This window comes from Flavobacteriales bacterium (assembly GCA_016124845.1).
Taxonomy (GTDB): domain Bacteria; phylum Bacteroidota; class Bacteroidia; order UBA10329; family UBA10329; genus UBA10329.
In genome coordinates, this window is the sequence record WGMW01000038.1 from 23,757 (window position 1) to 50,710 (window position 26,954).

20 protein-coding genes are annotated in these 26,954 nt (G+C 47.8%); 17 read left to right on the forward strand and 3 right to left on the reverse strand.

Annotated elements, in window-relative coordinates:
- Nucleotides 1–41 precede the first annotated feature (41 nt).
- Together GC178_13675 and GC178_13680 are read right to left on the reverse strand one after the other, a co-directional pair.
- Complete coding sequence (locus GC178_13675) at nt 42–1,595, reverse strand: MFS transporter (protein MBI1288615.1); 1,554 nt, start codon at nt 1,593–1,595, stop codon at nt 42–44.
- Nucleotides 1,596–1,682: 87 nt separating this feature from the next.
- Nucleotides 1,683–3,860 carry a prolyl oligopeptidase family serine peptidase gene (locus GC178_13680; protein ID MBI1288616.1) on the reverse strand — a complete coding sequence of 726 codons (2,178 nt, stop codon included), beginning with the start codon at nt 3,858–3,860 and terminating at the stop codon, nt 1,683–1,685.
- A gap of 44 nt (nt 3,861–3,904) precedes the next feature.
- Here GC178_13680 and GC178_13685 point away from each other — a divergent pair, with 44 nt between their 5' ends.
- A complete protein-coding gene (locus GC178_13685) occupies nt 3,905–5,320 on the forward strand; it encodes an FAD-binding protein (protein MBI1288617.1) in 1,416 nt (471 codons plus the stop codon).
- 9 nt (nt 5,321–5,329) lie between these two features.
- Here the strand turns inward: GC178_13685 and GC178_13690 are convergent, their stop codons facing one another.
- Nucleotides 5,330–6,031: a hypothetical protein gene (locus GC178_13690; GenBank protein MBI1288618.1), complete on the reverse strand. Its 702-nt coding sequence runs from the start codon at nt 6,029–6,031 to the stop codon at nt 5,330–5,332.
- A 255-nt stretch (nt 6,032–6,286) separates the two neighbouring features.
- Between GC178_13690 and GC178_13695 the strand changes: the two genes are divergently transcribed.
- From GC178_13695 to GC178_13770, 16 genes are all read left to right on the forward strand, one after another.
- Nucleotides 6,287–6,706, forward strand: coding sequence for an Hsp20 family protein (locus GC178_13695; GenBank protein MBI1288619.1), 420 nt, complete (start codon nt 6,287–6,289; stop codon nt 6,704–6,706).
- A gap of 139 nt (nt 6,707–6,845) precedes the next feature.
- Entirely contained in the window at nt 6,846–7,619 is a 774-nt protein-coding gene (gene surE, locus GC178_13700) for a 5'/3'-nucleotidase SurE (GenBank protein ID MBI1288620.1), read from the forward strand.
- A 61-nt stretch (nt 7,620–7,680) separates the two neighbouring features.
- Nucleotides 7,681–7,941: a hypothetical protein gene (locus GC178_13705; GenBank protein ID MBI1288621.1), complete on the forward strand. Its 261-nt coding sequence runs from the start codon at nt 7,681–7,683 to the stop codon at nt 7,939–7,941.
- Nucleotides 7,938–9,023, forward strand: coding sequence for a lipid-A-disaccharide synthase (gene lpxB, locus GC178_13710; GenBank protein ID MBI1288622.1), 1,086 nt, complete (start codon nt 7,938–7,940; stop codon nt 9,021–9,023). The genes GC178_13705 and lpxB overlap by 4 nt, the downstream gene beginning before the upstream one ends.
- Nucleotides 9,024–9,069: 46 nt before the next feature.
- Nucleotides 9,070–9,306 (forward strand): hypothetical protein, encoded by a 237-nt coding sequence (locus GC178_13715; protein MBI1288623.1) that lies wholly within the window; start codon nt 9,070–9,072, stop codon nt 9,304–9,306.
- Nucleotides 9,303–9,608: a hypothetical protein gene (locus GC178_13720; protein ID MBI1288624.1), complete on the forward strand. Its 306-nt coding sequence runs from the start codon at nt 9,303–9,305 to the stop codon at nt 9,606–9,608. The genes GC178_13715 and GC178_13720 overlap by 4 nt, the downstream gene beginning before the upstream one ends.
- An 18-nt stretch (nt 9,609–9,626) precedes the next feature.
- Entirely contained in the window at nt 9,627–10,607 is a 981-nt protein-coding gene (locus GC178_13725; protein MBI1288625.1) for a pyruvate dehydrogenase complex E1 component subunit beta, read from the forward strand.
- A gap of 460 nt (nt 10,608–11,067) precedes the next feature.
- Nucleotides 11,068–13,434: a sodium-translocating pyrophosphatase gene (locus GC178_13730; protein ID MBI1288626.1), complete on the forward strand. Its 2,367-nt coding sequence runs from the start codon at nt 11,068–11,070 to the stop codon at nt 13,432–13,434.
- Between the two features lie 328 nt (nt 13,435–13,762).
- The gene (locus GC178_13735; GenBank protein ID MBI1288627.1) at nt 13,763–14,449 is read left to right on the forward strand and encodes a helix-turn-helix domain-containing protein; all 687 of its coding nucleotides are present in this window, start codon (nt 13,763–13,765) and stop codon (nt 14,447–14,449) included.
- Nucleotides 14,450–14,552: 103 nt separating this feature from the next.
- On the forward strand, nt 14,553–14,765 hold the full coding sequence (locus tag GC178_13740) for a kazal domain protein (protein ID MBI1288628.1): 213 nt from the start codon (nt 14,553–14,555) through the stop codon (nt 14,763–14,765).
- Nucleotides 14,766–15,152: 387 nt separating this feature from the next.
- Nucleotides 15,153–17,147, forward strand: a complete 1,995-nt coding sequence (locus GC178_13745) for a PAS domain S-box protein (GenBank protein MBI1288629.1) — start codon at nt 15,153–15,155, stop codon at nt 17,145–17,147.
- A gap of 238 nt (nt 17,148–17,385) precedes the next feature.
- A complete protein-coding gene (locus tag GC178_13750) occupies nt 17,386–20,535 on the forward strand; it encodes a PAS domain S-box protein (protein ID MBI1288630.1) in 3,150 nt (1,049 codons plus the stop codon).
- Between the two features lie 331 nt (nt 20,536–20,866).
- A complete protein-coding gene (locus tag GC178_13755; GenBank protein MBI1288631.1) occupies nt 20,867–21,670 on the forward strand; it encodes a protein-glutamate O-methyltransferase CheR in 804 nt (267 codons plus the stop codon).
- Complete coding sequence (locus GC178_13760) at nt 21,667–22,260, forward strand: chemotaxis protein CheB (protein ID MBI1288632.1); 594 nt, start codon at nt 21,667–21,669, stop codon at nt 22,258–22,260. Before GC178_13755 ends, GC178_13760 begins: the two co-directional genes overlap by 4 nt.
- A complete protein-coding gene (locus GC178_13765) occupies nt 22,257–25,775 on the forward strand; it encodes a response regulator (GenBank protein ID MBI1288633.1) in 3,519 nt (1,172 codons plus the stop codon). The genes GC178_13760 and GC178_13765 overlap by 4 nt, the downstream gene beginning before the upstream one ends.
- Before the next feature lie 32 nt (nt 25,776–25,807).
- Nucleotides 25,808–26,950, forward strand: a complete 1,143-nt coding sequence (locus GC178_13770; protein ID MBI1288634.1) for a response regulator — start codon at nt 25,808–25,810, stop codon at nt 26,948–26,950.
- The last annotated feature ends 4 nt before the right edge of the window (nt 26,951–26,954 follow it).

The following is a 26,954-nucleotide window of genomic DNA, read 5'->3' on the forward strand; positions in this document are numbered from 1 at the left end:
TGCTTATCAAATACGGTTGCGGCAAAATAAAAGTTGCACCGTTAATGGATTCCGTGCATTTTCCTTTTGATGATGGGTGTTAGAAGTACCAATACAACTCCCGCACCGATTGGCAATGCCGTGTAGATCAGAAAGAACGTTGACATGGAATACATCTCGGTGATCGTATCGATCAAACTTCCTGTCCAACCTGCCAAGTAGTTTGCAATGGCAGTGGCACCGAACCAAACTCCGAACATCAAGCCTACCAATCGTGCTGGCGCGAGTTTACTCACGTAAGAAAGACCAACAGGCGAGAGTGCCAATTCGCCCATGGTGTGCAGGAAATAGGCAAGAATGAGCCAGACCATACTTACAGATGCTGTTGCAGCACCTTGCGGAATACTGGCAGCTCCAAATGCAAGTGCACCAAAGCCCAGTCCAAGAAGGATAAGGCCAAGCGCAAATTTGACGGAAGCCGATGGATTGAACCAGTTCTCCCACATTTTCGAGAAGATAGGCGCAAATGCGATGATGAAGAACGAGTTGAGGATTCCGAACCATGATGCTGGAACTTCGCTGCTCTCTGCGGTGAATTCCCTCATCAACATTATAATGGCTACATACCATATTATTACAAAACTCAATCCTAAAAAAGTGTTCGAAAGCCAATAGCGTTTAAACGTTTGTCTAAACAACGTTATAAGAACATAGGTCACTATGGCAAGTGGCGCAATGGTTAAAATCGTGTTGAACCAACGGAACGTATTTGCTGCCTCCCCTGTCAATACACGATTGGTGTAATCCTTCGCGAAAATGGTCATGGAACCTCCTGCCTGTTCAAACGCCATCCAAAAAAAGATAGTGAAGAAGGCCAGAATACCGATCACCAAAAGGCGGTCGCGCTCCACGTTTGCAGGAACATTCTCCTCCACATCCTCATCCAGTTCCATGTGGTTGTTCTGTACCGAAACTTCCAACGCCTGACCTTGTTTCGGGCTCAGCCCGATCTTGCCGAAAATGCCCTGAGCAAAATAGAATTGCAACATACCGAGGAACATGAAAACACCCGCCAATCCGAAACCAAAGCTCCAACCTACCTTCTCCCCGATATATCCACAAAGCAGAATTCCTAAGAATGCACCTGCATTGATTCCCATGTAAAAAATGGTGTAAGCGGCATCTTTCTTATCGCTGCTTTTCGGGTAGAGATTTCCGACAATAGACGAAATGTTGGGCTTGAAAGCCCCGTTTCCAAGAACCAGTAATATCAATCCGAGATAGAATGTGAACTCGGTTTCGAGTGCCATGGACGCATGACCACACGTCATCAGAAACGCACCAAGCATCACCGCTTTGCGGAAACCAAGCAATTTATCGGCCAAAAGCCCACCAAAAATCGGTGTGACGTACACCAAACCCGTGTACATGGCATAAAGCTTCAGCGCATCTTCGCGCTCCCAGGCCCAACCACCATCTTCCAATCCTGTGACAAGAAACAGCACCAGCAACGCCCGCATGCCGTAGTAACTGAACCGCTCCCACATTTCGGTGAAGAAGAGGATGAACAGTCCCGCAGGGTGTCCGAACAATTGCTTTTGCTGTGCTGCTGTCATAGGTCGAATGTTTGAAAGGCGTTGAAGGTAAGATTTTGTCGGAAAGGGTTTGACGCATCAAACCTAAACCACATAGCGACTATTCGTTCAGAGATTCTTCTTAATGAAATCTGTCATCTTGGTGAAGAGATGCAAGCGTGCATTCTTCCCGTAAATGCCATGATTGCGGTCGGGATAGATGTACAGTTCGAACTGCTTGTTGGCCTCAATAAGCGCTTCGGTCATTTCCACGGTGTTCTGAAAATGCACGTTATCGTCTCCCGTTCCGTGAACCAAGAGATACGCGCCTTTCATCTTTTCCACATGATTGATAGGTGAATTATCATCGTAGCCTTTGGCGTTTTCCTGAGGCGTTCGCATGTAGCGTTCCGTGTAAATGGAATCGTAAAAACGCCAGTTGGTGACAGGTGCCACGGCAATGGCCATCGAATAGTAATCGGCACCTTTGGTCAACGCCAGCGAACTCATATAGCCGCCATAGCTCCAGCCGTACATTCCTATCCTGGCAGGGTTCACATAGCCAAGCGTTCCGAGGTATTTGGCGGTTTCAATGTAATCTTCCACTTCCAGTTTGCCGAGCTGCTTGTAGGTGCAATTCTTGAAATCCCTTCCTCGGTTTCCCGTTCCGCGATTATCCACCGAAACAATGATGTATCCCTGCTGTGCCAACATCAGTTCCCACATCTGCGTTTTGGAGCCCCAAGCATCATTCACCGTGTTGCTTCCAGGTCCTCCGTAAATCAAAACAAGGACTGGATATTTCTGTGTCGGATCGAAGTTCGCAGGCTTGATCATCCATGCGTTGAGCGAGGTTCCGTGGGATGGTGTGAATGAGAAGAATTCCTTCTTCGGCAGGTTCATTTCCGCCAGCATCTTTTTGAGCGAAGCATTGTCTTTCAGCACGCGAAGTTGCTTGCCTTTGTCGGTGATGAGCGAAATGAACGGAGGCGTATTCGCATCTGAATGCTGGTTGATGAAATACTCATTCGTCTTGCTGAAATTCGGGTAATTCTGTCCCTTGTTCGGTGTAAGCTTCCGCTTGAAATTGCCATTGAGCGAAGCCGCGTACACATGTCGCTGTGTCGGGCCTTCTTCGGATGATTGATAATAGAAGTTCTTGCCTTTGGCATCGATGCCGTAGAAGTCGGTCACGTCCCACTCGCCCGAAGTCAGCTGCGCCTTGACGTTTCCCGCCACATCGTAGAGGTAGAGATGATTGTAACCATCCTTCTCACTGCTCCAGATGAACTCCTGTCCGCCATCCAAAAATGTTAGGTTATCCGTAATGTCAATGTAAGTGTCGGATATCTCGCTCAGCACCACACGCGTTTTGCCTTTCAAAGCATCCGCAAACAGCAGCTCCAAGCGGTTTTGCAATCTGTTCATCCGTTGGATGGAAAGTGTCGAAGGGTCATTCGTCCACTTGATACGTGGAATGTAGATGTCATCGCGCTCCCCAATCTCCACTTTCACGTTCAATTCACGGTCCACGTGGTAGATGTAAATGGCCACTTTCGAGTTCTTCTCGCCAGCCTTCGGATACTTGAATCTTTCTTCCGAAGGATAAAGTTGCCCTTCATATTTCGTCATCGAGAACTCCTTCACTTCCGTTTCATTGAACTCATAATAAGCGATAAAACGCCCATCGGGCGACCATTGAAAGGCTTTGGTAAACGCGAATTCCTCCTCATACACCCAATCGCTCATTCCATTGATGATCTCATTCTTCTTTCCGTTGGAAGTAATGCGTTGGGTCTTTTTCGTGTCGAGGTCTTCCACGTACAGGTCGTTGTCTTTCACGTACGCCACCTGATTGGAAACGGGCGAAAACGTAGCGTGAAACACATGCTTCCCTCCTGCTACTTCGCGCAGCTTCTTATCCGTTCGGTCGTAGGCATAATATTTGTAGCTGGATGAATGGCGGTAAACAGGATCTTCCTCCGTTGCCAACAGCAGTTTGGTTTCGCTTTTATTGAAATCGTATTCATCGATCGTCACCATCCCACCATCAAACTTCAGGTCAGATGCCAGAACGATCGCGTCCACAGAATCGCCACTTTCGTAACTGTACTTGATCACGTTGCTGTTCTGAAGTGTCGTGTAGTGCTTTCCATCGTTCAACGAACGGATTCCGTACACACCTTCTGTTCGGAATTTGCCCGTTTTCCAGATGTCTTCGAGCGTAATTTCCTGCTGCGCGAAAACTGCCAGCGTGTTGAAAATGATGAGAAAAACTATGCTTGTCCTTCGTAGAGGTCGCTCCATTTGTAGGTTACTTTTGCGTTAACTCGATCAAAACTAAAAATTGCATGGCTTACGGACAGATCACCGCTGAGGTTATAAACGCACTGAAAACCATTGTTGGAGAAGCCAATTTCCACGTGGATGAAGAGACGCTGACCGAGCACGCTTCCGACAAGACCGAAGACCACGTTTTTATGCCACAGGTGGTGGTCATGCCTGGCAAAGCCGAAGAAGTTGCTGCCATGCTGAAACTCTGCAACGAGCATGTGATTCCCGTAACGCCACGCGGTGGCGGAACGGGGTTGAGCGGAGGCGCGCTACCGATAAAAGGAGGCGTGGTTGTCGCTATGAAACGCTTCAATCAGATTTTGGATATTGACGAATTGAACCTACAGGCCACCGTAGAGCCGGGAGTGATCACAGAGGTTTTTCAGAATGCGGTAAAAGAAAAAGGACTGTTCTATCCGCCAGACCCAAGTAGTAAGGGAAGTTGCTTTTTGGGTGGAAATTTGGGCGAAAATGCAGGTGGACCGAAAGCGGTGAAATATGGCGTTACACGCGATTACGTTCTAAACATGCAAGTGGCATTGCCAACAGGCGAGCTCATTTGGACGGCAGCCAACGTTCTGAAGAATTCCACGGGCTACAACCTCACGCAACTGATGTGCGGAAGCGAAGGAACGCTCGGCATCATTACGAAAATCGTGTTCAAACTGCGGCCATATCCGAAAAAGGATGTGACGCTGCTGGTTCCGTTCACAACTGCAGAGGAAGCTTGCCGGGCCATTTCGGGCATTTACATGGCTGGAATTACGCCTTCGGGAATGGAGTTCGTGGAGCGTGATGCCATTGTTCTGACCATGAAATACGTGGATGAAGTGCTCAGCGCACCCGTTTCCATCGACCTGCCAGACAACATTAACGCCCATCTGATCATTGAACTGGACGGGAATGACGATGAGGTTTTGATGCGCGATGCGGAGAAGATCGTGGAAGTATTGGAGAACTACGAAACGGGCGAGGTCTATTTCGCGCAGAGCGCAGAAGAAAAAGAAGGGCTTTGGCGATTGCGCAGAAACGTTTCGCCTGCCGTCAACTCATACACGCTCACCAAAGCCGAAGATGTGGTTGTTCCTCGCGGGAATCTGCCTGCTTTGATAACAGCGATCAAAAGAATTGGCAAACAGTACGGTTTCAACTCAGTGTGCTTCGGCCATGTGGGAGATGGCAACCTCCATGTGAACATTATGAAGGAGGAAATTGATGATGCCTACTGGAACAAAGAAGTGAACGAAGGCATTGCCGACATCTTCAAAGCGGTGATCGAACTGGGCGGAACGCTATCTGGCGAACACGGCATCGGTATTGCCAAACGGCCTTACATGCATTTGGCCATGGCCGAAAAGAACCTCGATCTGATGCGTGGCATCAAAAAGGTCTTTGACCCGAACGGGATCCTGAATCCTGAGAAGATTTTCTGATCAGACCAATCAACTCCTATTATTTCCCATGTACCGCAGAATGTAATACAGCAACGTGGTCAGCGAAGCCAAGGCCGCTACGATATATGTTCTACCCGCCCATTTGAGTGCTGTTTTCGCTCCTTCATGTTCCTCTCCAGAGGTCAATCCACTTCTATCAAGCCAAACCAGCGCGCGGTTACTCGCGTCCATTTCCACAGGAAGGGTGATGAGTGTGAAAAGCGTAATGGCCGATTGCAGCACAATGATGGTCAACAGCATCTGATTGAACAGGTTGGCCGTGAACGCCAAGAAGATCATGGCAATGTAAACGAAGTTCAACGCTCTGGTACTGAAGTTGACGATCGGCACCAGCGAAGACCTCATCTGCAACCACGGATAACTTTTGGCATGTTGCACTGCGTGGCCACATTCGTGTGCTGCCACTGCAGCAGCCGATACATTCCGACCATTGTAAACCTCTTGGCTGAGATTCACGGTTTTGTTCGCAGGATTGTAATGGTCGGTGAGCTGGCCTGCAACGCTTTCCACCGTTACATCATAAATACCATTGTCGGCCAACATCTTGGCAGCCACCTGCGCTCCAGACATTCCAGAACTCAGAGGCATCTTGGAATATTGATTGAAAACGGTCTTCAACCTGCTGCTTACCGCAAAGCCGATAACGCCAAACACAACCATTATCAGCAATAAAACTGGACTAAAAATCATCTGTCTTTTCCTTTAAGTGAATTTCCATTTGGATGTCAATTGACGTACCAATAGCCATCAACTGAAAGAACAACCGTTGATGCGATAAGTTTGCGACAGTATCTGTTAAATATTCTGAACGATTCGGAAATATTGACAGCCGAAAACAATCAATTCGGTCATATTGACACTCATTTCAAACCTCTGAGCCGATGGCACAGATTTCGAAGGGTCGGGAATCAAACGGATTGATTATTAACCATAAAAACATAAGTCATGACACTCGTAAAAGTTAGAAAACCAAACAACGTTTTTCCTTCCATCTTCGATGAATTCTGGAAGGACTGGCAACCACAGGAAGTCTCTGAGTGGGTTCCAGCAGCCAACATCAAAGAATTGGACGATCGCTACCATGTAGAGCTTTCTGCCCCAGGCTACAGCCGCGATGACATTAAAGTTGCTGTTGAGGACGACACCTTGACCATTACTGGAGAAGTGAAGGTCGAAAATGAAGACAAGAAAGAGAACTACGTGAAACGTGAGTTCAGAAGTGGAAACTTCAAGCGTAGCTTCAACCTGAACGGAATGGTGAACGTAGAGAAGATCGATGCCAAGTATGTGGACGGCATTCTGAAGATCGACCTTCCGAAAGTGGATCAGGAGGTGAAGAAACTCAAGGAGATCAAAGTGGGATAACGACCCCCTAAATCCCCCAAAGGGGGACTTGAACGGCCCTGCACTTAGACCAAGTGCGGGGCCGTTGTGTTTCCGTTAAGGTTTGACGCATCAAACCCTAACTGCATCAAGGCCTTACATTTGCTTCAAACAAACCGACATGCCGAAGAAGAGACCTTTGATACTTGCTGTGAACGATGATGGAATTACGGCACCCGGTATTCAGGCGATGGTAGAAGCCGCGCAAGAGCTTGCCGAAGTGGTTGTGGTTGCGCCCGACAGTCCGCAGAGTGGAATGGGACACGCCATTACGTTGAACAAACCATTGCGCTTGGACAAAGTGGAATATCATGGCGAAAGCCTCGGTTACCAATGCAGCGGAACGCCTGTTGACTGCGTGAAGATCGCCATTGACAAGATCCTTCACCGAAAACCCGATCTGGTGATTTCAGGCATCAATCACGGAGCAAACCATTCCATCAACGTGATCTACAGCGGAACGATGTCGGCCGCGATGGAAGGTGCCATTGAGGGAATTCCGTCTGTTGGTTTCTCACTTTTGAACTATGCGCTGGATGCCGATTTCACGGCTTCAAAACACTTCGTGAAGATCATTGTGAAAAACATGCTTCATTTCGGCATGCCAACAGGAACGCTACTGAACGTGAACATTCCCGACCTTCCGTTGGAACAGATCAAAGGCGTAAAGATCTGCCGACAGGCCAATGCCAAATGGGAGGAGGAATTTGACGAACGCACCGATCCGCACAACAGAAAATACTATTGGCTCACTGGCGCATTCGCCAACTATGATAAGGGCGAGGACACGGATGTTTGGGCACTCAATAATGGATATGTTTCTGCCGTTCCCGTGCAGTTCGACCTGACGGCACACCACGCCATGCCGCGTTTGAATGATTGGGACCTTGGGTAAAGAGACAAGAAACAAGTGATAAGAGATAAGGGCTTTGAATAAAGACAACACCATACTTGGCTTGATCATTGGGCTTGTGGCTCCCATCATTGTGATGTTCATCTTCTGGCAGATCAATTTCGGGAAGCTGGGTTTTGAGGATTTCAGCGAACTGATGCTTCGCGGAGAGAAATTGCCAGGACTTATTTCCATCGGTCTTCTCGGAAATCTCGCTGCGTTCTTTGCCTTTTATCGAGCGAAACTGGATGTTTCGGCACGAGGCGTTATTCTGGCCACCTTCATCTACGGTGCTGTCATCGTTTACCTAAAATTTCTTGCATGAAGCTTTTTGTCATTGCGGGTGAGGCTTCGGGCGATATGCATGGCGCTAATCTGCTTCGGGCAATTAGAACGCTTGCGCCCAGCGCAACGTTTGAAGGTTTTGGAGGCGAACGGATGAAGGCGGAGGGCATGAAGATCCTGCGTCCGTTGGACAAGCTGAGTTTCATGGGTTTCGTGGAGATCGTTCAGAACCTTGGAACGGTGCGCGAGAATTTCCGCATTTGCAAGAAAGTACTGACGGAAAATCGGCCTGACGCCATCATTCTCATCGATTATCCAGGTTTCAATCTGCGTATGGCAAAATGGGCCAAGGAGCGGGGCATCCGTGTTTTCTATTATATCTCGCCACAGGTTTGGGCCTGGAAAGAGAACCGTGTGAAGAAGATGAAGAAATACATCGACCGCCTGATGGTGATCCTTCCCTTTGAAAAGGAATTCTTCGCGAAGCATGGGATGAACGTTGATTTTGTTGGACATCCGCTGATCGATGAAATAGAAGCACGGAATCAACGATCCGACATCAGAAAGGAGAATGTGATCGCGCTGTTGCCAGGATCGCGCGAGCAGGAGATCAAACACATTCTACCTGAGATGCTGAAACTTCAGGAACACTTTCCTGAATATCATTTTATGATAGGCAAAGCACCGGGAAGGACGGCCGCGTTTTACAGATCACGCTTCCATTTGGGCAAGGTTGATGTGTTTGAGGATGGCACGTACAAGCTGCTTTCGCGAGCGAAAGTTGCGCTGGTGGCAAGCGGAACCGCCACCTTGGAAACGGGTCTTTTGAAAGTGCCGCAGGTCGTGTGCTACAAGGCGAGCGGCATTTCGGTGCGCATTGCGCGAAGTCTGATCAAGGTGCCTTACATCTCGCTGGTCAATCTCATTCTGGACAAACCTGCGGTGAAGGAGTTGATACAACAGGAACTGAATAAGGAAAACCTGACCAAGGAATTGAACCGTTTGTTGAACGATGAGAAGGCCAAAACCCAACTTCAGGAAGATTACGACAACCTTTGGACGGCACTTGGCGGTGGTGGCGCTTCGGAAAAGGCTGCGAAATTGATCGTGGATAATCTGTAGAAAGGATGAAGCCGTTCTCTATCTTTGAAAGAACATTCTAACCGCAATGAGCATCAAAACGGATATTGCCTGGATAAAGGAAGAGTTGGACAAAGTTGACGACCCTGATCTGATCTCGGCTTTCAAAAGCCTGCTGAATTACCGTGAACGTCAATCCAAAATCAGTGCTTTTCGAGAAGAACGTATGGAATATGCTAAACGCTCGGAAGAAGACTTTGAGGCTGGAAGAACTTATTCTCCAAACGAAGCTCTGGAAGAACTGACCAAACGACTGAAGAAGTGAAGGTGGTCATCACCGAAACCGCGCTTACAAATCTGGAGCGTGGGCTGGAATTCATGCGTAAAAGACATCCTGAAAGTCTTTGTCTGGAAATCGGCAGAAAGGTAATTCGTTCAACATATGAACTTGCCGACAGTCCATTCATCGGTCAGCTTGAACCAATGTTTGAAGAACTTGAGATGGAGCATAGACGCATCATTGTCGGACACTTCAAGGTTGTCTATCGTATCATCGAGAAAGCTGATACCGTCCTTGTGACCGACATTTTTGACAGCAGACAAGACCCTTCTAAGATGCAATCATAGACCCTTATATTTGAAACCATGAAAGAAGTACAGTTCAGAGAAGCGCTATGTGAAGCGATGAGTGAGGAAATGCGAAGAGACGAAAACGTGTTTCTGATGGGAGAGGAAGTGGCCGAATACAACGGTGCGTATAAGGTGAGCCAAGGCATGTTGGATGAATTCGGGGAGAAACGGGTGATTGACACACCCATTGCGGAGCTTGGTTTTGCTGGCATCGGCATCGGTGCTGCGATGAACGGACTCCGCCCCATTGTAGAGTTCATGACGTTTAATTTTTCGCTGGTTGCGATCGATCAGGTGATCAACTCGGCTGCGAAGATTCACCAGATGAGCGGTGGGCAGTTCACTGTGCCTATCGTTTTCCGCGGACCGACAGGTTCTGCCGGGCAATTGGCAGCGCAGCACTCGCAAGCGTTTGAAAACTGGTATGCGAACTGTCCTGGGTTGAAAGTAGTGGTTCCTTCCAACCCTGCGGATGCGAAAGGGCTGCTGAAATCAGCAATCCGCGACAATGACCCTGTGATCTTTATGGAAAGCGAGCAGATGTATGGCGACAAGGGAATGATTCCCGAAGGCGAATACCTCATTCCGATCGGAAAAGCGGATGTAAAACGCAAGGGAAAGGATGTGACCATCGTTTCCTTCGGGAAAATCATGAAAGTGACACTGGCCGCAGCCGAGGAATTGGCGAAAGAAGGAATTGAAGCGGAAGTGATCGATCTGCGCACAGTAAGACCCATTGACTATGCTACCGTTGTGGAATCTGTAAAGAAGACGAACCGCATGGTGGTGGTGGAAGAAGCGTGGCCGCTGGCCTCCATTTCATCCGAACTGACCTATAACGTGCAGAAAGATGCTTTTGACTACATGGATGCGCCTGTGAAACGCGTGACGTGCCAGGACACACCGCTTGCCTACGCTCCTACGCTTGTGGAAGAATGGCTTCCGAATGTTGGAAGGGTTGTGGAGGCTGTGAAGGGTGTGCTTTACGTTCAGTAACGGAAAACTCGAAATCCGAAAGGAAGAATAGCCACTGGAGACAGAATTGTTTCGCTGACGAAGGAAGCGCCTCCTTAACACGATTTTAGACCCCTCGTACCTCGGGGAATCAAAAGAAAGTGTAAGGTAGCGTGCGTTAGGGGCTGAAGCGGCATCCTTTTTTCAATCACTCGCGCTTCGTCCTTCGACCCTGCGACAGGCTCAGGGCAAGTCTTTCAGGATGACAGCTCAGCGCCCGTTCTGAAAAAAGATATAGCGGAAGACCCGACCCCGCACATAACGCCAAAGCGGTTATGTGCGGAGGAACGCCCAAATAACCAGACCTCTACCCTGTTCATTCTCAAACAAATAGCTTCACTTTTGCTTAACGAGAATGAGGTTTGCATTAAATGATGTTTCTCATACCTTTGCGCGCTTCAAAAAAGAGGTTAAAAACAACTAAGACAACCAATATCTAATCATGGACAAGATCATTTACATCCTTCCATTGTTCGGAGTGCTTTCGCTCCTTTATGTTGCATGGAAAAGTGCTTGGGTAAGCAAGCAACCTGTCGGTAACGACAAGATGGCGCGTATCGCTGATAACATCTCGAAAGGTGCTATGGCGTTCTTGAGCGCTGAATACAAGATCCTTGCAATTTTCGTAGTGGCGGTAGCTGGCCTTCTTGCTTTTAAAGGCGCTGGTGAGGCTGAATCGAGCCCACTTGTGGCGCTTTCGTTTGTTGTTGGTGCGATCTGCTCTGCCCTTGCGGGTTACTTGGGTATGAAAGTGGCCACAAAGGCAAACGTCCGTACAACCAATGCTGCACAAACTTCGCTTGGAAAGGCACTTGAAGTTGCCTTCGGTGGTGGTTCGGTTATGGGAATGGGTGTTGTAGGCTTGGGTGTTCTCGGTCTGAGCAGCCTTTTCCTTCTCTATTCTGAAGTTATCGGTGCTGATTGGGACATCACGAAAGTGCTGAACGTGTTGGCAGGCTTCTCTTTGGGAGCTTCTTCTATCGCGCTTTTTGCACGTGTTGGTGGTGGTATCTATACGAAAGCTGCTGACGTTGGTGCTGACCTTGTAGGAAAGGTTGAGGCCGGTATTCCTGAGGATCACCCACTGAACCCAGCTACCATTGCAGATAACGTTGGTGACAACGTTGGTGACGTGGCAGGTATGGGTGCTGACCTTTTCGAGTCTTATGTTGGTTCCATTATCGGTACCATGGTTTTGGGCGCGGCTTTCGTTACGCTTCCAGAATTTGCTTCACAGTTTGATGGTTTGGGAGCTGTATTGCTTCCATTGGTGTTGGCTGCAGCCGGTATCGTCATGTCTATCGTTGGTACCTTCTTCGTGAAAGTAAAAGAAGGCGGCAGCCCTCACACCGCTTTGAACATCGGTGAATTCGGTTCTGCCGGGGTTATGGTTGTTGCTTCTTACTTCATCATCGTGGCGTTCCTTCCAGAAAGCTGGATCATTGGAGACAAGACCTTTACTGCCAACGGTGTGTTCTTCGCAACATTGGCCGGCCTGATCGCAGGTTTGGGCATCGGTAAGATCACCGAGTACTACACAGGTACAGATACGCCTCCTGTAACCTCTATTGTCCGTCAGTCTCTGACAGGTTCTGCAACCAACATCATTGCTGGTTTGGGAGTAGGTATGATGAGTACTGCGATTCCTGTTCTTTTGATCGCTGCTGCTATTCTTATTGCATTTCACTTTGCAGGATTGTACGGTATTGCCATTGCTGCGGTAGGTATGCTTGCAAATACGGGTATTCAGTTGGCGGTGGATGCTTACGGTCCTATCTCTGACAACGCTGGTGGTATTGCTGAAATGGCTGAACTTCCGAAAGAAGTACGTAAGCGTACAGATAAATTGGATGCAGTAGGTAATACAACTGCCGCCATCGGTAAAGGATTCGCCATTGGTTCTGCTGCGTTGACCGCGCTTGCCTTGTTTGCAGCATTCATGCAGCAGGCCAATGTGAGCATGATCAATATTGCTGAGCCGCGTGTAATGGCCGGACTTCTTGTAGGTGCGATGCTTCCATTCGTGTTCTCTGCCATGAGCATGAATGCGGTTGGACGTGCTGCCATGTCGATGATCGAGGAAGTAAGACGTCAGTTTGCTGATATTCCTGCATTGAAGGATGCGCTTGAAGTATTGAAGCGTAACGAAGGCAAAGATTCTACCGAGTGGAGTGCTGAGGACAAGGCGATCTTTGAAGCTGCTGACGGTGTTGCTGAGTATGACAAATGTGTTGAGATCTCTACAAAGGCTTCTATCAAGGAAATGGTTGTTCCGGGTCTGATGGCGGTGATCGTTCCTGTGGTTGTTGGCTTTGCAGGTGGTCCTGAAATGCTTGGAGGTCTTCTTGCAGGTGTAACTTCTGCGGGTGTATTGATGGCCATCTTCCAATCGAATGCCGGTGGTGCTTGGGACAACGCCAAGAAGATGTTTGAAGAAGGTGTTGACATCAACGGAGAGAGGTACTACAAAGGTTCTGAGCCACACAAGGCTGCCGTTGTCGGTGATACGGTTGGTGACCCATTCAAAGACACTTCCGGTCCTTCATTGAACATCCTTCTGAAGTTGATGAGTGTGGTTGCGTTGGTGATCGCTCCATCTATCGCGTTGGATCTTCCTGCTGCTGATGATACAGCCATGGCCAATGCCGCTGTTGTTGAAACTGTTGTAGAGACCACTACTACCGAAGATGGTACTGAGGTAACTACAACCACCACTACTGAAACCGTAACTGATGAGAACGGAAACGTGATCGAGGAAGAGGTTATGGAAGTTGTGGAAGAAGGAGCTGAAGGAGGAAAGACCGAATAAGTGCTGAGGCGCATGCTATGCGTCTCTACTGATGATATTGAAAATCCCCGACCAATGCTGGTCGGGGATTTTTTATTGCCTGTTGTTTTGAGAACAGCGGCCTTTGCGAGCCGAGAATGTGCCTTTGATAAACGCCAAACCGCCCTTTCTTAACGATACGCTGTCTTTGAAAACAGGAAAGACGCCCACAATAAACAAGGAACATCCAAAGTTTATGGAAGAGCAGCCTTTGGGAAGAGAAAAGCCGCCCTTGATTCTCCGAAAGCATCCATTGCGTAGCGGATAGCGGCTGTTTCCTGTCTGGAAGCGCGTGTTTATTTAAACCAAGATGGCCATGTTGAGACTGGACCTTGCATCAATTGCCCGACAGACGGGGCTGAAAAGCGTGGCGGTGTTTCTGCGCGGAAAGGGGTTTTCGGAAAAACAGACGCGGACGCTTTCGAAGCCGACAACTGCGCAATTGATACGGGACAGGACGCTACAGCGGCTGTGCGAGGCGTTCGTGTGCACTCCGAACGACCTGTTCCGGTGGCATGGCGACCGGGAAAGTCATCTGCTTGGGCTGAATATGGTTTCGAGCGTCCCAGCTGCCTCGTCACTTGGTGAGTTGAGCCAGGAAAAGGTGGAGTTGCTTTTGGCAGAGGTTGAGAAGTTGAGCATTGAACCCCGAACGGATGAGCCGATGCCCGAAGGAAGACTCTTTTTGAACGTGAAGCGGATGGTGGAGCAGCGGCAGGCGCGCTCGGAGGTGAAGTTTCTGCAAATGAAGGGCTTTACGGAATCGGAAGCACGGAAGCTGCTTGACCCTGAGAGGAAGGCGGTGAAGATGAGCATGCTTACACGGCTGTGCAACGCCTTTATGTGCCTGCCGAACGACCTTTACGACTGGGAGGGCTCGGAGGAGCATCCTCTGAACGCGCTACGGAAGGAGCCTGCCGTTGACCTGAATGCGCTGTTGCTACGACTGCCGCCTGATGAGGTGCGGAGGATATTGGAGAAGTTGGGGAGGATTTGAACGTAACTGAAGTCTGAAAAATCAAGCATGAGTTATTGTTCATGATGATCTGCAATAAATGATGCCGACCATCCGTTATCCAAACCATTTTGCATACGATACCATGAAAAATTCTTATTTCCTACCGCTGATCATCACCTCATTCATCTTAGGTCTTACGATCATCTCCTGTAAGAAAGATTGCTTTGACCAAGCATTGTATGATGCATCCAAAAACCAAGGATGCACCACGGATTGCCCAGGGGTGACGGGCTGCGATGGCAAAACCTATTGCAACGAGTGCGAAGCAAACCGCCACGGCATCCGCGTGGAATAATCATATTTATCTACCCGAACTAAAAAAGCCCCGTTGACCAAACGGGGCCACGTCTTCACAGGTAACCTATGTGACACCCTATTGCCACACCTGTGTTCCAAATGACAACTTCTCCGAATCACCATGGATGAATCCGGAGTTAACAGTTCCTCACCAGAATGACGTTGAACCGAAGGTACGAAACCTTCAACATCATGTCAATGGAACATGCATTAATTTTCAGTTCTGCAATGAGGAAAATTGAGGTGTTGATGGCACTCTGCAATCCGGTTCAATTCAAAATAAACCGTTTCTGAAAAAGCAAGAAGTTCAGAGAAATATCGACAAACGACACAACTATTCTTAAGATTCAAGGTAACAAGTTGTTAACCGATAGAGGCTTGCTCCATGAAAGGATCTTTACGAATACTGTTGCTTGAAGACTCGCACTCGGATGCTCAACTGATCCGTGATGTTCTTAAGAACAGTGACCTGGCCTTCAACCTGAACCACGTTGATTGTAAGAAGGAATATGAGCTGGCCCTTCAGAATCCTTGGGATGTCATACTCTGCGATTATTCCCTGCCAGGGTACGATGCATTGGGTGCATTCCGGAAGCTGGTCACACGTGGCCTTGGTGGGAAAATCCCATTCATAGTGATCACGGGGACGCTGACCGACAATACAGCGAATGAAATGCTGGACATTGGCATCGATGATTATCTACTGAAGGACCGACTCGCAAGGCTTCCTCATGCGATCCACAAACAGTTGCAGCAACGGGAAACGGATGCACAACTGGATGCTCAGGAAAAGGTATCCAATATGACGACCGAACGGTACCAAACGATCACTGATCATTCAGATGACCTTATCACCGTTGTTGACGCCCTCGGAACCTATGTCTTCGTATCAAAGACCAGTGAACGGATGTTGGGATTCCGTCCCGATGAACTGCTTGGTCGGTCAGGATATGAACTGATCCCTGAATCCGATCTGGAGTATGTGAGCAGAAAGCATCAGGCCATGCTCCGCTCAAAGGAAACCATTGTGGTCGGTCACGGCATACTCCGAAAAGATGGGTCGGTCATTGATGTCGAATCCTCAGCAAGTCCGGTCATAGACAAAGAGACCGGAGTATTGAAGGAGATCATTGTCATTGCCCGAGACGTATCTGAACGAAACAAGGAACGCAAAAGGCTTGATAGGATCAGACGTCTCTTTGCGGAGGCTCAGCACATGGCCAATTTCGGTAACTGGAACTATGATGTCTCTTCCTACGCGCTTTACTGGTCCGATTCGCTCCGTGATATCTGCGGTGTACCGAGGGACGTGAAAGCGGACTTTGACCTCTTCAAGTCCATCATTCACCCTGATGATAGAGAACACATGCTTCAAGGTATGGAGAAGGTGCAGAATGAGGGGACTGATATGGAGTCACTGTTCAAAATAATTCGTCCTGATGGAACGGAGCGGATACTGAGGTCGAAAACCCATGCAGAAACTGACATGGACGGAAAGCCCTCACGTCTGTATGGGGTGATACAGGACGTGACCGATGTCAAGCGGGCCCAATATGAACTGAAGAGAACATTAGGCGAGCTAGAACAACGTGTTGATGAACGGACCGCTTCACTCGCACAGAAAAATCAGGAAATCACGGACAGCATCCGATATGCTGAGCGTCTGGTCAGATCTGTTCAACCTGACGAACGGCTCTTTGAACGTCACTTTCAGGAACATTTCATTTTTAACCGCCCGCTGAACATCATTGGAGGAGACTTCTACTGGTTGCATAAATCAAGAAAACAGATCATGCTCGCATGCGCTGACTGTACAGGCCATGGAGTACCTGGTGCATTCATGAGTCTTTTAGGTTCTGACCTACTCAACCATATTGTGGTGAATCAGGAATGGCGACACCCATCACTTGTGTTGGAACTTTTGGACACAGAACTTGAGAACCGATTCAAGAACGGTACCGAATTGGTAAATGACGGCATGGATGTGGCATTCTGCACTATTGACACGAAGGAGAACAGGCTTCAATTCTCAGGGGCGATGAACCCAGTTGTCATTGTAGGCAAACAAGGGGTACGGGTTCTAAAAGGAAGCAGGTATTCTCTGGGTGCATATATCAGTTCGGCCAGTAAGAGTTTTGAGACGCATGAGGTCGAATTTGAGAAAGGAGATATGCTATACCTCTTTTCCGATGGGTTTCAGGATCAGTTCGGTGGTCCGAATGACAAACGGTTCATGGTGAAACAGCTAAAAGAACTGTTTGAGCAGATACATCAATTGCCTACAGAAGAGCAATTGGATGCTGTGACCCGCTCCTTTGAATCATGGAAAGGAGATAATGAACAGATCGATGATGTGCTTGTAATGGGAGTTCGCCTGTAAAGCCCGTCACGGGAGGCGTTGATCTCATCGGGTTTTCCATTTGATTCCGACAATGGAATCGCACTCTTATGCCAAATATTTTTCTAAACAATAATCTATCGTAAAGTATCGAAATGTCATATATAAAGTGAAAACCAGGAATAAGGAATAACAAAATCAACCGAATATCGACAAACGACATCACCTTTTCTCCGTTAAGACAGTAACTTAATGTTATCAACCTCTTGCATAATATATCATGGATAAAGATGTCCTGAAAATTCTACTACTGGAAGATAACGAGTATGATGCAAAGCTTGTAGCTGACCACTTGGAACAATCTGAATTTCGCTTCAAACTAAAACACGTTACGGATCGAAAGCACTTTTTAGAAGCCTTGCACAAGTGGAAGCCAGATCTGATACTCAGTGATTTCAATCTTCCTGACTATACAGGTGTAGAAGCGTTTAAAGAGATGAAGAAAAAGGGTCATCGAATTCCTTTTATTCTTTTAACGGGCACGCTGGATGATAAACTAACCGCTGAACTGACCAAAAATCACATTGATGATTACCTGTTAAAAGATAGACTATCGCGCTTGCCTTTGGCGATACAAAAGGTTTTTGACCACCATGTTTCGGACACTCAAATAGATGTGTTCAGGGAATCGGCATTGATGTCTGAGCAGAAGTACAAGCTGCTTACGGAATCCTCTACGGATGTCATCTCCATACACAGCATTGAGGGAGTCTATTCCTACTGTTCTCCCGCCTGTAAAGAAACCCTTGGATTTACGGTTGATGAGCTTCTGGGTCAGGACATCTTTGAATATGTTCACCCAGATGATGTTGCAGAACTGACCCAGAAACTCAATACACTTATCAAGAAGGGAATCAAAGCTTCAACAACCTTCCGTTTTCAAAAAAAAGACGGGACCTATAGTTGGATGGAAGGGGTTGCCCTACCCATTCGTGACAATGGTTCGGAAACGACATCGAATATGATGGTGGTGCTTCGCGACATCAGCGAACGAAAACATGCTGAACTGGAGGCACAGGAGCAGCGCGAATTGATCGAACGTATTTATGCAGCTTCGTTAGATGCGGTGGTTATAATAGATAAGGAGGGGATCATTACCAAGTGGGATGCAAAAGCAGAAGCACTTTTCGGCTGGGATGAAGCAGAGGTCAAGGACAGACGATTGTCCGAAACAATCATCCCAGAGCGCCATCGTACTGCCCATGAGCAAGGTATGAAACACTACCTCAAAACAGGAGAAGGCCCCGTTCTGAACAGAACCATTGAGGTCAATGCCTTGAAGAAAGATGGGACAGAGATCGATGTTTCCTTAAGCATCACCCCCTCGCAGTTGAACGGGGAGCCGCATTTTATCGGATTTATCCGTGATGTATCTGAACGTAAACGGGCTGAAAAACAACGCGAGTTCGACAAAAGCAACCTCAGATCCCTCATTAACAATACCAAAGACCGCATGTGGAGTGTGGATAGAAATTACAGGTTGATCACATGCAATCAGCGTTTTGAGGAGGTCATGAAAGCATATTCTGGGCAGGAGTTGAAAGCGGGTGACAATGTTTTGTCGGGGATTATGTCGGCAGAGCAATCCGAATATTTCAAGACACTCTATGAACGAGCCTTCTCAGGGGAAACATTTACTGAGGTGATTCATGCAGATGCTCCCGTTCAGCGCTGGTCAGAGATCTCCTGTTATCCAATATGGCAGAACGACAAGGTAATAGGCACGGCCTGCTACTCGCGAGACATTACTGAAAAATTACGGGCGGAAAAAGAACTCAAGCATAGTGAAAGACGATTGAAAGAGGCGCAAGCCATTGCCCACGTGGGCAGTTGGGAACTGAGCTTTGCCACGGGTGTTGCCATTTGGTCCGAGGAGGCCTGTAGGATATACGGCCTGAATACTGAAGAGACCGAACAGTCTTATGAAAGTTGGTTGTCCTTTATCCATCCTGATGACCTGAAATTTGTACAGGAAAGTATTGACCGATCGAATGAAACCTTTAGCGATACGGTTATGGATCACCGAATTGTTCGAAAGGACGGTACGGTCAGGCACATTCATGCCACCACGAAGTTTGACTTTGACGAGCAGGGGAAGCCAGTCGGTCTGTATGGAACTACCCATGATATTACCGAACAAAAACTTGCCGAAAAGAAAACCAGGGATAGTGAGTATGGTCTTAAGATGGCTCAGGCCATTGCGCATGTGGGCAGCTGGGAGGTGGATATGAAAAATGGTCTTGTCCAGAAATGGTCAGATGAGCTCTTCAACATCTATGGCCTTGACAACGAATCGGAAAGGACATTGGATCTGTTTTTGTCGGTCATTCACCCAGAAGATGCTGTATTTGTAACGCAAAGCGTTTCGGAGACTTTTGAGACGTTGAAGGATACCGTTTTCGATTATCGGGTCATTCGGAAATCGGACGGTGCCCGGCGCCATTGCCATTCAGAAACCCGATTTGACTTTGACAGTCAGGGAAAGCCGATACGCCTATACGGAATTGTGCAGGATGTAACGGAGCTTAAACTGGCCCAACAGCAATTGGAAAAGACCTTGGCCGAGTTGGAAGACCGTGTGGAGGAACGTACTCAAGAACTGGCAGAAAAAAACAAGGACATCCTCGACAGCATTGAATATTCAAAACACATACAGCAGGCCATTTTGCCGAAGATCGAAGACTGTCAGAAGATATTCCCCGACTCGTTTGTACTGTGGATGCCGCGGGATGTTGTAAGTGGCGATTTTCTGTGGTGTCATTTTGATGAGCAATATGATTTTGTGGCTGTAGCAGATTGTACAGGCCATGGCGTTCCAGGGGCGTTGATGAGCATCATTGCCAACCAACTGCTGGAAAGGGTGGTTGCCAATTATAGGTTTACCCGACCCAGAGACATCCTATTTCATTTGAATGAGGCCGTGATCGCGGCCCTGCAACAGGAAACAGGCATTGTAAAGGACGGAATGGACATTGCGTTGTGCCGCGTAGATAGGATCAACAACAGGTTGGTGTTTGCAGGCGCGAACCTATCACTATTTCATTATGACGGCAGCCAGTTGAATGAACTGAAGGGCAGCCGACACGGCATTGGTGGAATAGTTACCGGTAGTGGACTGAAGCGTTTTGCTGAAACGGAGATCCCGTTCAAAAAAGGTGACCGCATCTATCTCAGTTCCGATGGTTACTATTCTCAGTTCGGTGGTGAGAACGGAAAAAAGATGATGAAAAAGAACATGGCCAAGCATTTTTCCAATGCTGCCGAACACCCTATATCTGAACAACAACAGCTATTAAAGGAGTATTACCAAACTTGGCAAAAGGATGAGATACAAATTGATGATGTTCTTGTACTGGGAATTCAGCTTTGAAGCTGAACCGCAGATTTCAACACTACTATGTTGAAGAGTATCGAAATTCCGTTGCCCCAATTGCATGTATTCTGTACATTTAGGGGTATTGAACAACCCCAATCAATACATTGAATCTTAGGAACTTTGAACTGTATCAATAAACTGGGAACTCTTGGAATGCTACCGTGAAATTGGAATTGAGAAGTAAGATTGTTTTCCCCTTGAGTTATTGTTGACGAGACCATCAGGTCCGTTTGCATTTTGGTTTCCGATACAGCCAATGTTCGCAAAATGAACTGGCGTGAACGGATTATCTGATATTGATTCGAATGCCGTGACCACGGTCGATCTGGAGATCGAGCTGTTGCTGGAAGCGGTTTTCCGAAAATATGGCTACGATTTCCGTGAGTATTCCAAGGCACACGTGAAACGAAGGGTTCTCAGCCGTTTGCGCCTCAGCCGAATAGAGAGCGTAAGCATGATGCAGCATCTGGTATTGCATGATGCGGATTTTGCAGCACTTCTACTCAAGGATCTGAGCATCAACGTAACAGAAATGTTCCGTGACCCGAACTTTTACAAGGCCATCAGAGAGACAGTGGTCCCCATCCTCAAAACATGGTCATACATTAAATTGTGGCATGCAGGATGCAGCACGGGCGAAGAGGTCTATTCCATGGCCATTCTGCTTAAGGAAGAAGGACTGTATGATCGGACACAGATCTATGCCACCGACTTCAACCATCATGTTCTTAAGCATGCCAAAGAGGGTATTTACCCTGCGGAACTGATGAAAAAGTACGCGAAGAATTACCAAGATTCTGGGGCAAAAGGCTCTTTTTCAGACTACTACCATGCGCAGTACGATTCGGCCATTATGGATGCCTCATTGAAGAAGAATATCGTGTGGGCCAACCACAACTTGGTGACCGATAGTGATTTCGCAGAAACCCAGATGGTGGTGTGCCGCAATGTGCTCATCTATTTCAATAAAGAACTACAGAATAAGGTACACGGACTGTTTCACAACAGTTTGGTGAACGGTGGCATCCTCTGCTTGGGAAATAAGGAAAGTCTGCAATTCTCGGAGTACCAATCTCATTTCGATGTATTGGACAAGAAGCAGAAGATCTATAAGAAGAAGTACAGATGAACGGGCAGGTAACATATCAGGCCATCGTGCTGGGTGCTTCCGCTGGAGGAATGGCGGTTGTGAAGAATCTGGTCACCTCCCTGCCAAAGGATTTTTCTATGGCCTTGCTCATCGTTCAGCACATAGGAGATACTTCTGATGGAATTTGGGCGCAACTGCTGAACGACAAAAGTCAGGTTTTTGTAAAAGAGGCAGACGAAAAGGAGTCTGTGAAGGAAGGAACCGTGTATCTGGCACCAGCCAATTATCATCTTCTCGTTGAACCCGACCATACGTTGACGCTAACGGTTGATGAGCGGGTAAACTATGCACGTCCATCCATTGATGTGCTGTTTGAAACGGCCGCTGAAGCGTATGGCAAACACCTTATTGGTATTGTTTGCACGGGAGGAAACTTCGATGGCGCCAAAGGACTCGCCTACATCAAAGAAAAGGGAGGATTGACCATTGTGCAGGATCCTGAGACAGCCGAAACCCCTGCCATGCCCAAGGCCGCCTTGCAGGCAACCGAGGTAGACCACGTGCTGAACATGCAGGACATCACCGAACTGTTACTTCAAATAGACCATCAACAATCAAAGAGCAAATGAATTTTAGGATAGATACACTTGGTAAGAAAATCGGACTGGGTTACCTCATGATGGCCGTTACCCTTTCGATTGCCGTGCTCATTACTATCGGTCAGGTCAAAGATGTCAATTCGTTGTCCTCGTTTCTCAAAGATCAGCGTCAACCATCTTCTCGGGCAGACCTGGAATTGATGAATGGCATCAATCATAGCATTGCATCGCTACGTGGCTGGATCCTATTAAAGCGTGATACCTTTAAAAGGGAGCGGCAAATTGCCTGGAAAGAAGAGATACGTGAATCGATCGGGCAAATGGACAACCTTTCTATGAGTTGGACCAATGCAGAGAATACGAGGCGTCTTTCGGTCTTGAAACCGATGATCGACCAGTTGGACATCTACCAGCAACAGGTTGAAGATATTGCCTTGACCGATCAAGACTCTGCCGTGGCGCTGATGGACACAAAGGTACTCCCGCTCAACAAGGAAATTCGAGGCGTACTGGATGAACTCATGGATGATCATGAGCGACTCATGTTGGCGGATTTCGAAACGATAAACAACCGAATTGGTCTTCTCTCAAACATTGAATGGCTTTTACTTGCAGTTGGCATTTTCATAAGTGGTTTACTGGCATGGCTGATCACAGGATCCATTACAAGACCTGTGGCAAATGCGGTTGCAGTGGCACAGAACATCGGAGCTGGAGATCTGAACACGGATGTGAACGTGGAAGGCTCGAGGGAACTGGAAACATTGGGCGGTGCCCTTGTTGAAATGCGGGATTCATTGAAGCAAAAGACCGCAGAGGCCGACCGTTACGAATGGTTAAGCACGGGGCAGAACAAACTCAATGAGGCCATGCGGGGTGATTTAGATGTCAAAGACCTTTCGAACGCCATTGTTGCCTTCCTATGTAATTACGTAAAAGCATCCATCGGAAGTGTTTACCTGATAAATGATGCAGGCAATGAGCTCGCACTTGCGGGGCAATATGCACTTGAAAATGAGAAGGCAAACAAGCGCTTCAAACTTGGTGAAGGACTCATTGGCCAAGTTGCAAAAGATCGGCAAACCGTATCGGTCTCAGAGTTGACGGAAGAGGATATCCGCGTGCGTTCGTCTCTGTTGGATGCTCTGCCAAGGAGTGTTGTTGTGGTGCCGTTTCTGTTTGAAGGAAACGTGTTGGGGGTTGTGGAACTTGGAAAGTTCGATGATTTCAATTCTACACAACAGGAATTCTTGGAATCGAACATGGAAGCGATAGGCATTGCGCTGAACTCTGCCATTGCACGCACCAAGATCCGAGAATTGCTTGAAGAAACCCAACGGCAAAGTGAAGAATTGCAGCAGCAACAGGAAGAACTGCAGCAGAGCAATGAAGAGCTGGAGGAACAGACACAAAAACTGAAAGAACAACAGGAAGAACTTCAGGCCGCCAACGAGGAATTGGAAGAGCAGACACAGATCGTAGAAGAGAAGAACCGAGGTCTTGAAGCAGCAAGAACCGACATTGAACTGAAGGCCAAGCAACTGGAAGTGAGCAGTAAGTATAAGAGTGAGTTTCTGGCCAACATGAGCCACGAACTGCGCACCCCGCTGAACAGCCTGTTGATCCTATCTAACGACCTGGCCGCCAACAAGGAAGGTAACCTGAACGAAGAACAGATTGAAAGTGCACAGATCGTATCAAAAAGCGGTTACGACCTGCTCAACCTGATCAATGAGATCCTGGATCTGAGCAAGATTGAGGCTGGCAAGATGGATCTGAATCTCAATGAGACGGTTGTTTCGGAGATTGCTGAAGACATTAAACGGAACTTTAAGCGCTCAGCAGAAGAAAAGGGTCTTGTGCTGAACGTTGAGGTGGACGGTGCTCTTCCTGCAAAGATCAATACAGATCGACAGCGTCTCGATCAGATCATCAAGAACATGATAAGCAATGCCATCAAGTTCACCGATAACGGGTCGGTAACGGTCAACCTGCAACGTGATGCTGGAGATCAGTTGGCCATTTCTGTGAAAGACACGGGCATCGGTATTCCGAAAGATAAACTCGATGTCGTGTTCGAGGCGTTCCAACAGGCAGATGGCGGAACTTCGCGCAAGTACGGAGGAACGGGTCTGGGGCTTTCCATATCGCGAGAACTGGCCAAACTCTTGGGAGGCCGTATTACACTAAGAAGTGTTGTGGGCGAGGGTTCCACATTCACGTTGATCATTCCGCTGAATGCGGTGGAGAAACCCGTGCAACAGGCGTCAGCACCTGTTTCGGAGCCTTTCGCCAAACCAATGCTGCAAAAGGAAAGTAAATTCCTCAACTACCCGACCATTGCAGACGATCGGGAGAATATCGGATCTGACGACCATGTCATTCTCATTATTGAAGACGATATGGATTTTGCCAAGGTCTTGGCGCATCAGGCCAAGGAAAAAGGATTCAAATTTTTGAGTGCTTCCACAGGCGAGGACGGTCTGAAACTGGCTGAAATGTTCTTTCCAGTGGCCATTATACTGGACATGGAACTTCCAGGGGTCAATGGCCACGTGGTGCTGAAAGAACTGAAGAGCACCCCCAACCTGCGGCATATTCCAGTTCACATCATCTCCGCAGAAGAAAAAACCTTGGATCCGATCCGCTCGGGCGCAGTTGAGTATCTCACCAAACCCGTTACAAAAGACCAGTTGGACGATGCATTCGGGCGTATCGAGGACCTGGCAAGCCGGAAAATGAAGAACCTTCTGGTGATCGAGGACAATGACGACCTGCGAAAGGCCATTGTGAAACTGATCGGAAACGGAGATGTGAAAAGCTTTGAGGCTGGAACGGCCAAAGAGGCCTTGGATGTGTTCAGCAAGGAAACCGTAGACTGCATTGTGCTGGACATCGGTCTGCCCGACATGAGCGGTTTTGAACTCATCAAAGAATTAGAGAAACAGTTTGACGGGAGAGTTCCACCGATCATCGTGTATACAGGAAAGGAACTCTCCCGCAAGGAGAATGAAGAACTTCAACAATATGCCGAAACCATCATTGTGAAAGGCGTGAAAAGTGAGGAGCGCCTGTTGGATGAAACGGCACTTTTCCTTCACCGAACGGTGAGAAACCTGCCAGAGAAAACCCAAAAGGTCATCGCAGGTCTGTATGATAAGGAAACCATGTTCAATGGCAAGAAAGTACTGGTGGTTGATGACGACATGAGGAATGTATTTGCCCTAAGCAAGGTTCTGAAGGAAAAAGGACTTGAGATCGTCAAAGCCGAGAACGGTAAGGTAGCATTAGAGGCTTTGGATGGTGAACCTGACATCGACATCGTCCTTATGGACATCATGATGCCTGAAATGGACGGTTATGAGTGCATGCAGGAAATACGCAAACAGAAACGGTTTAAAGACCTACCAATTCTGGCACTAACAGCCAAGGCCATGAAGGAGGACAGACAGAAATGCATAGACGCTGGCGCCAATGACTACATCACCAAACCCGTTGATGTGGAACGGTTGCTGTCGCTGATGCGAATTTGGATCAAACGATAAGTGAAACTATGGGAACTGGAATGATGAAAGAAATGGACGTACCCGAATCGTTAGGTCGCCCGAAGATCCTGATGGTGGACGACCGTCCTGAAAACCTTGTGGCGCTGGAGCGTTTGCTCAAACAGATGCCTGTTGAACTGTACAGCGCCAACAGCGGTAACGAGGCACTACGGCTAACGCTGCATCACGATTTCGCTTTGGCCCTGCTCGATATTCAGATGCCCGAGATGGATGGATATGAGCTTGCCGAGTTCCTACGTTCCGAAGAGAAGACCGCAAGAATGCCGTTCATTTTCGTGTCGGCCATTTACACGGATCAGATCCACGTGTTCAAAGGTTACGAGAAGGGTGCGTTCAGTTTCATTACCAAACCATTCGAACCCGTTGTGCTTACAAGCAAGGTCGAATTCTTTGTAGAGAAATACCAGCAGGAACAGCTGCTGATCCATGCCCATCAGTTGCTTGAGCAACGGGTAAAGCAGCTCCAAATGGCCAACGAGGAAATGGAATCATTCAGCTACTCTGTATCGCACGACCTACGTGCCCCACTGCGCGCGATAGACGGCTATAGTCAGTTCATGCTGAAAAAGTATTCTGAGGGTTTGGATGAGACGGGACAACGCTACTTGACCACCATTGCGGACAATGCCAAAAAGATGGGGCAATTGATCGATGACATTCTGGCCTTTTCGAGGCTTGGTAGGCAAGCGCTTTCAAGAAGCACTTTCAACCTGAAGGAAATGGTGACTGAAGTGGTGAAAAACGTAACCGAACACGAAGGATATTCCAATGTGACCGTTGAAATCAAAGACCTTCCAGAGGTGGAGGGAGACCATAGCCTTATACGTCAGGTTATCGTCAATCTGGTTTCCAACGCCATGAAATATTCATCCAAAAAAGACGAACCTAAGGTTGAGGTCGGTCAGACCCAAGAAAATGGCCGAACGATCTTCTATGTAAAAGACAATGGAGCTGGCTTTGACATGAAGTACTATGACAAGTTGTTCGGGGTATTTCAGCGCTTGCATCATAATGATGAATTCCATGGCAACGGTGTCGGGTTGGCGCTGGTGAAAAGGATCATTAACCGACACCACGGGGAGATATGGGCCGAGAGCAAACTGCAACAGGGAGCCACTTTTTTCTTTACCTTAAATGAATCAACCTCTAAATAATTGA

Excerpts from the sequence above, each read along its gene's own strand:
- GC178_13675 (MBI1288615.1), bottom strand. The coding sequence starts at position 1,595 with ATGACAGCAGCACAGCAAAAGCAATTGTTCGGACACCCTGCGGGACTG.
- GC178_13680 (MBI1288616.1), bottom strand. The coding sequence starts at position 3,860 with ATGGAGCGACCTCTACGAAGGACAAGCATAGTTTTTCTCATCATTTTC.
- GC178_13685 (MBI1288617.1), top strand. The coding sequence starts at position 3,905 with ATGGCTTACGGACAGATCACCGCTGAGGTTATAAACGCACTGAAAACC.
- GC178_13690 (MBI1288618.1), bottom strand. The coding sequence starts at position 6,031 with ATGATTTTTAGTCCAGTTTTATTGCTGATAATGGTTGTGTTTGGCGTT.
- GC178_13695 (MBI1288619.1), top strand. The coding sequence starts at position 6,287 with ATGACACTCGTAAAAGTTAGAAAACCAAACAACGTTTTTCCTTCCATC.
- surE (MBI1288620.1), top strand. The coding sequence starts at position 6,846 with ATGCCGAAGAAGAGACCTTTGATACTTGCTGTGAACGATGATGGAATT.
- lpxB (MBI1288622.1), top strand. The coding sequence starts at position 7,938 with ATGAAGCTTTTTGTCATTGCGGGTGAGGCTTCGGGCGATATGCATGGC.
- GC178_13715 (MBI1288623.1), top strand. The coding sequence starts at position 9,070 with ATGAGCATCAAAACGGATATTGCCTGGATAAAGGAAGAGTTGGACAAA.
- GC178_13725 (MBI1288625.1), top strand. The coding sequence starts at position 9,627 with ATGAAAGAAGTACAGTTCAGAGAAGCGCTATGTGAAGCGATGAGTGAG.
- GC178_13730 (MBI1288626.1), top strand. The coding sequence starts at position 11,068 with ATGGACAAGATCATTTACATCCTTCCATTGTTCGGAGTGCTTTCGCTC.
- GC178_13735 (MBI1288627.1), top strand. The coding sequence starts at position 13,763 with ATGGCCATGTTGAGACTGGACCTTGCATCAATTGCCCGACAGACGGGG.
- GC178_13740 (MBI1288628.1), top strand. The coding sequence starts at position 14,553 with ATGAAAAATTCTTATTTCCTACCGCTGATCATCACCTCATTCATCTTA.
- GC178_13745 (MBI1288629.1), top strand. The coding sequence starts at position 15,153 with ATGAAAGGATCTTTACGAATACTGTTGCTTGAAGACTCGCACTCGGAT.
- GC178_13750 (MBI1288630.1), top strand. The coding sequence starts at position 17,386 with ATGGATAAAGATGTCCTGAAAATTCTACTACTGGAAGATAACGAGTAT.
- GC178_13760 (MBI1288632.1), top strand. The coding sequence starts at position 21,667 with ATGAACGGGCAGGTAACATATCAGGCCATCGTGCTGGGTGCTTCCGCT.
- GC178_13765 (MBI1288633.1), top strand. The coding sequence starts at position 22,257 with ATGAATTTTAGGATAGATACACTTGGTAAGAAAATCGGACTGGGTTAC.
- GC178_13770 (MBI1288634.1), top strand. The coding sequence starts at position 25,808 with ATGGACGTACCCGAATCGTTAGGTCGCCCGAAGATCCTGATGGTGGAC.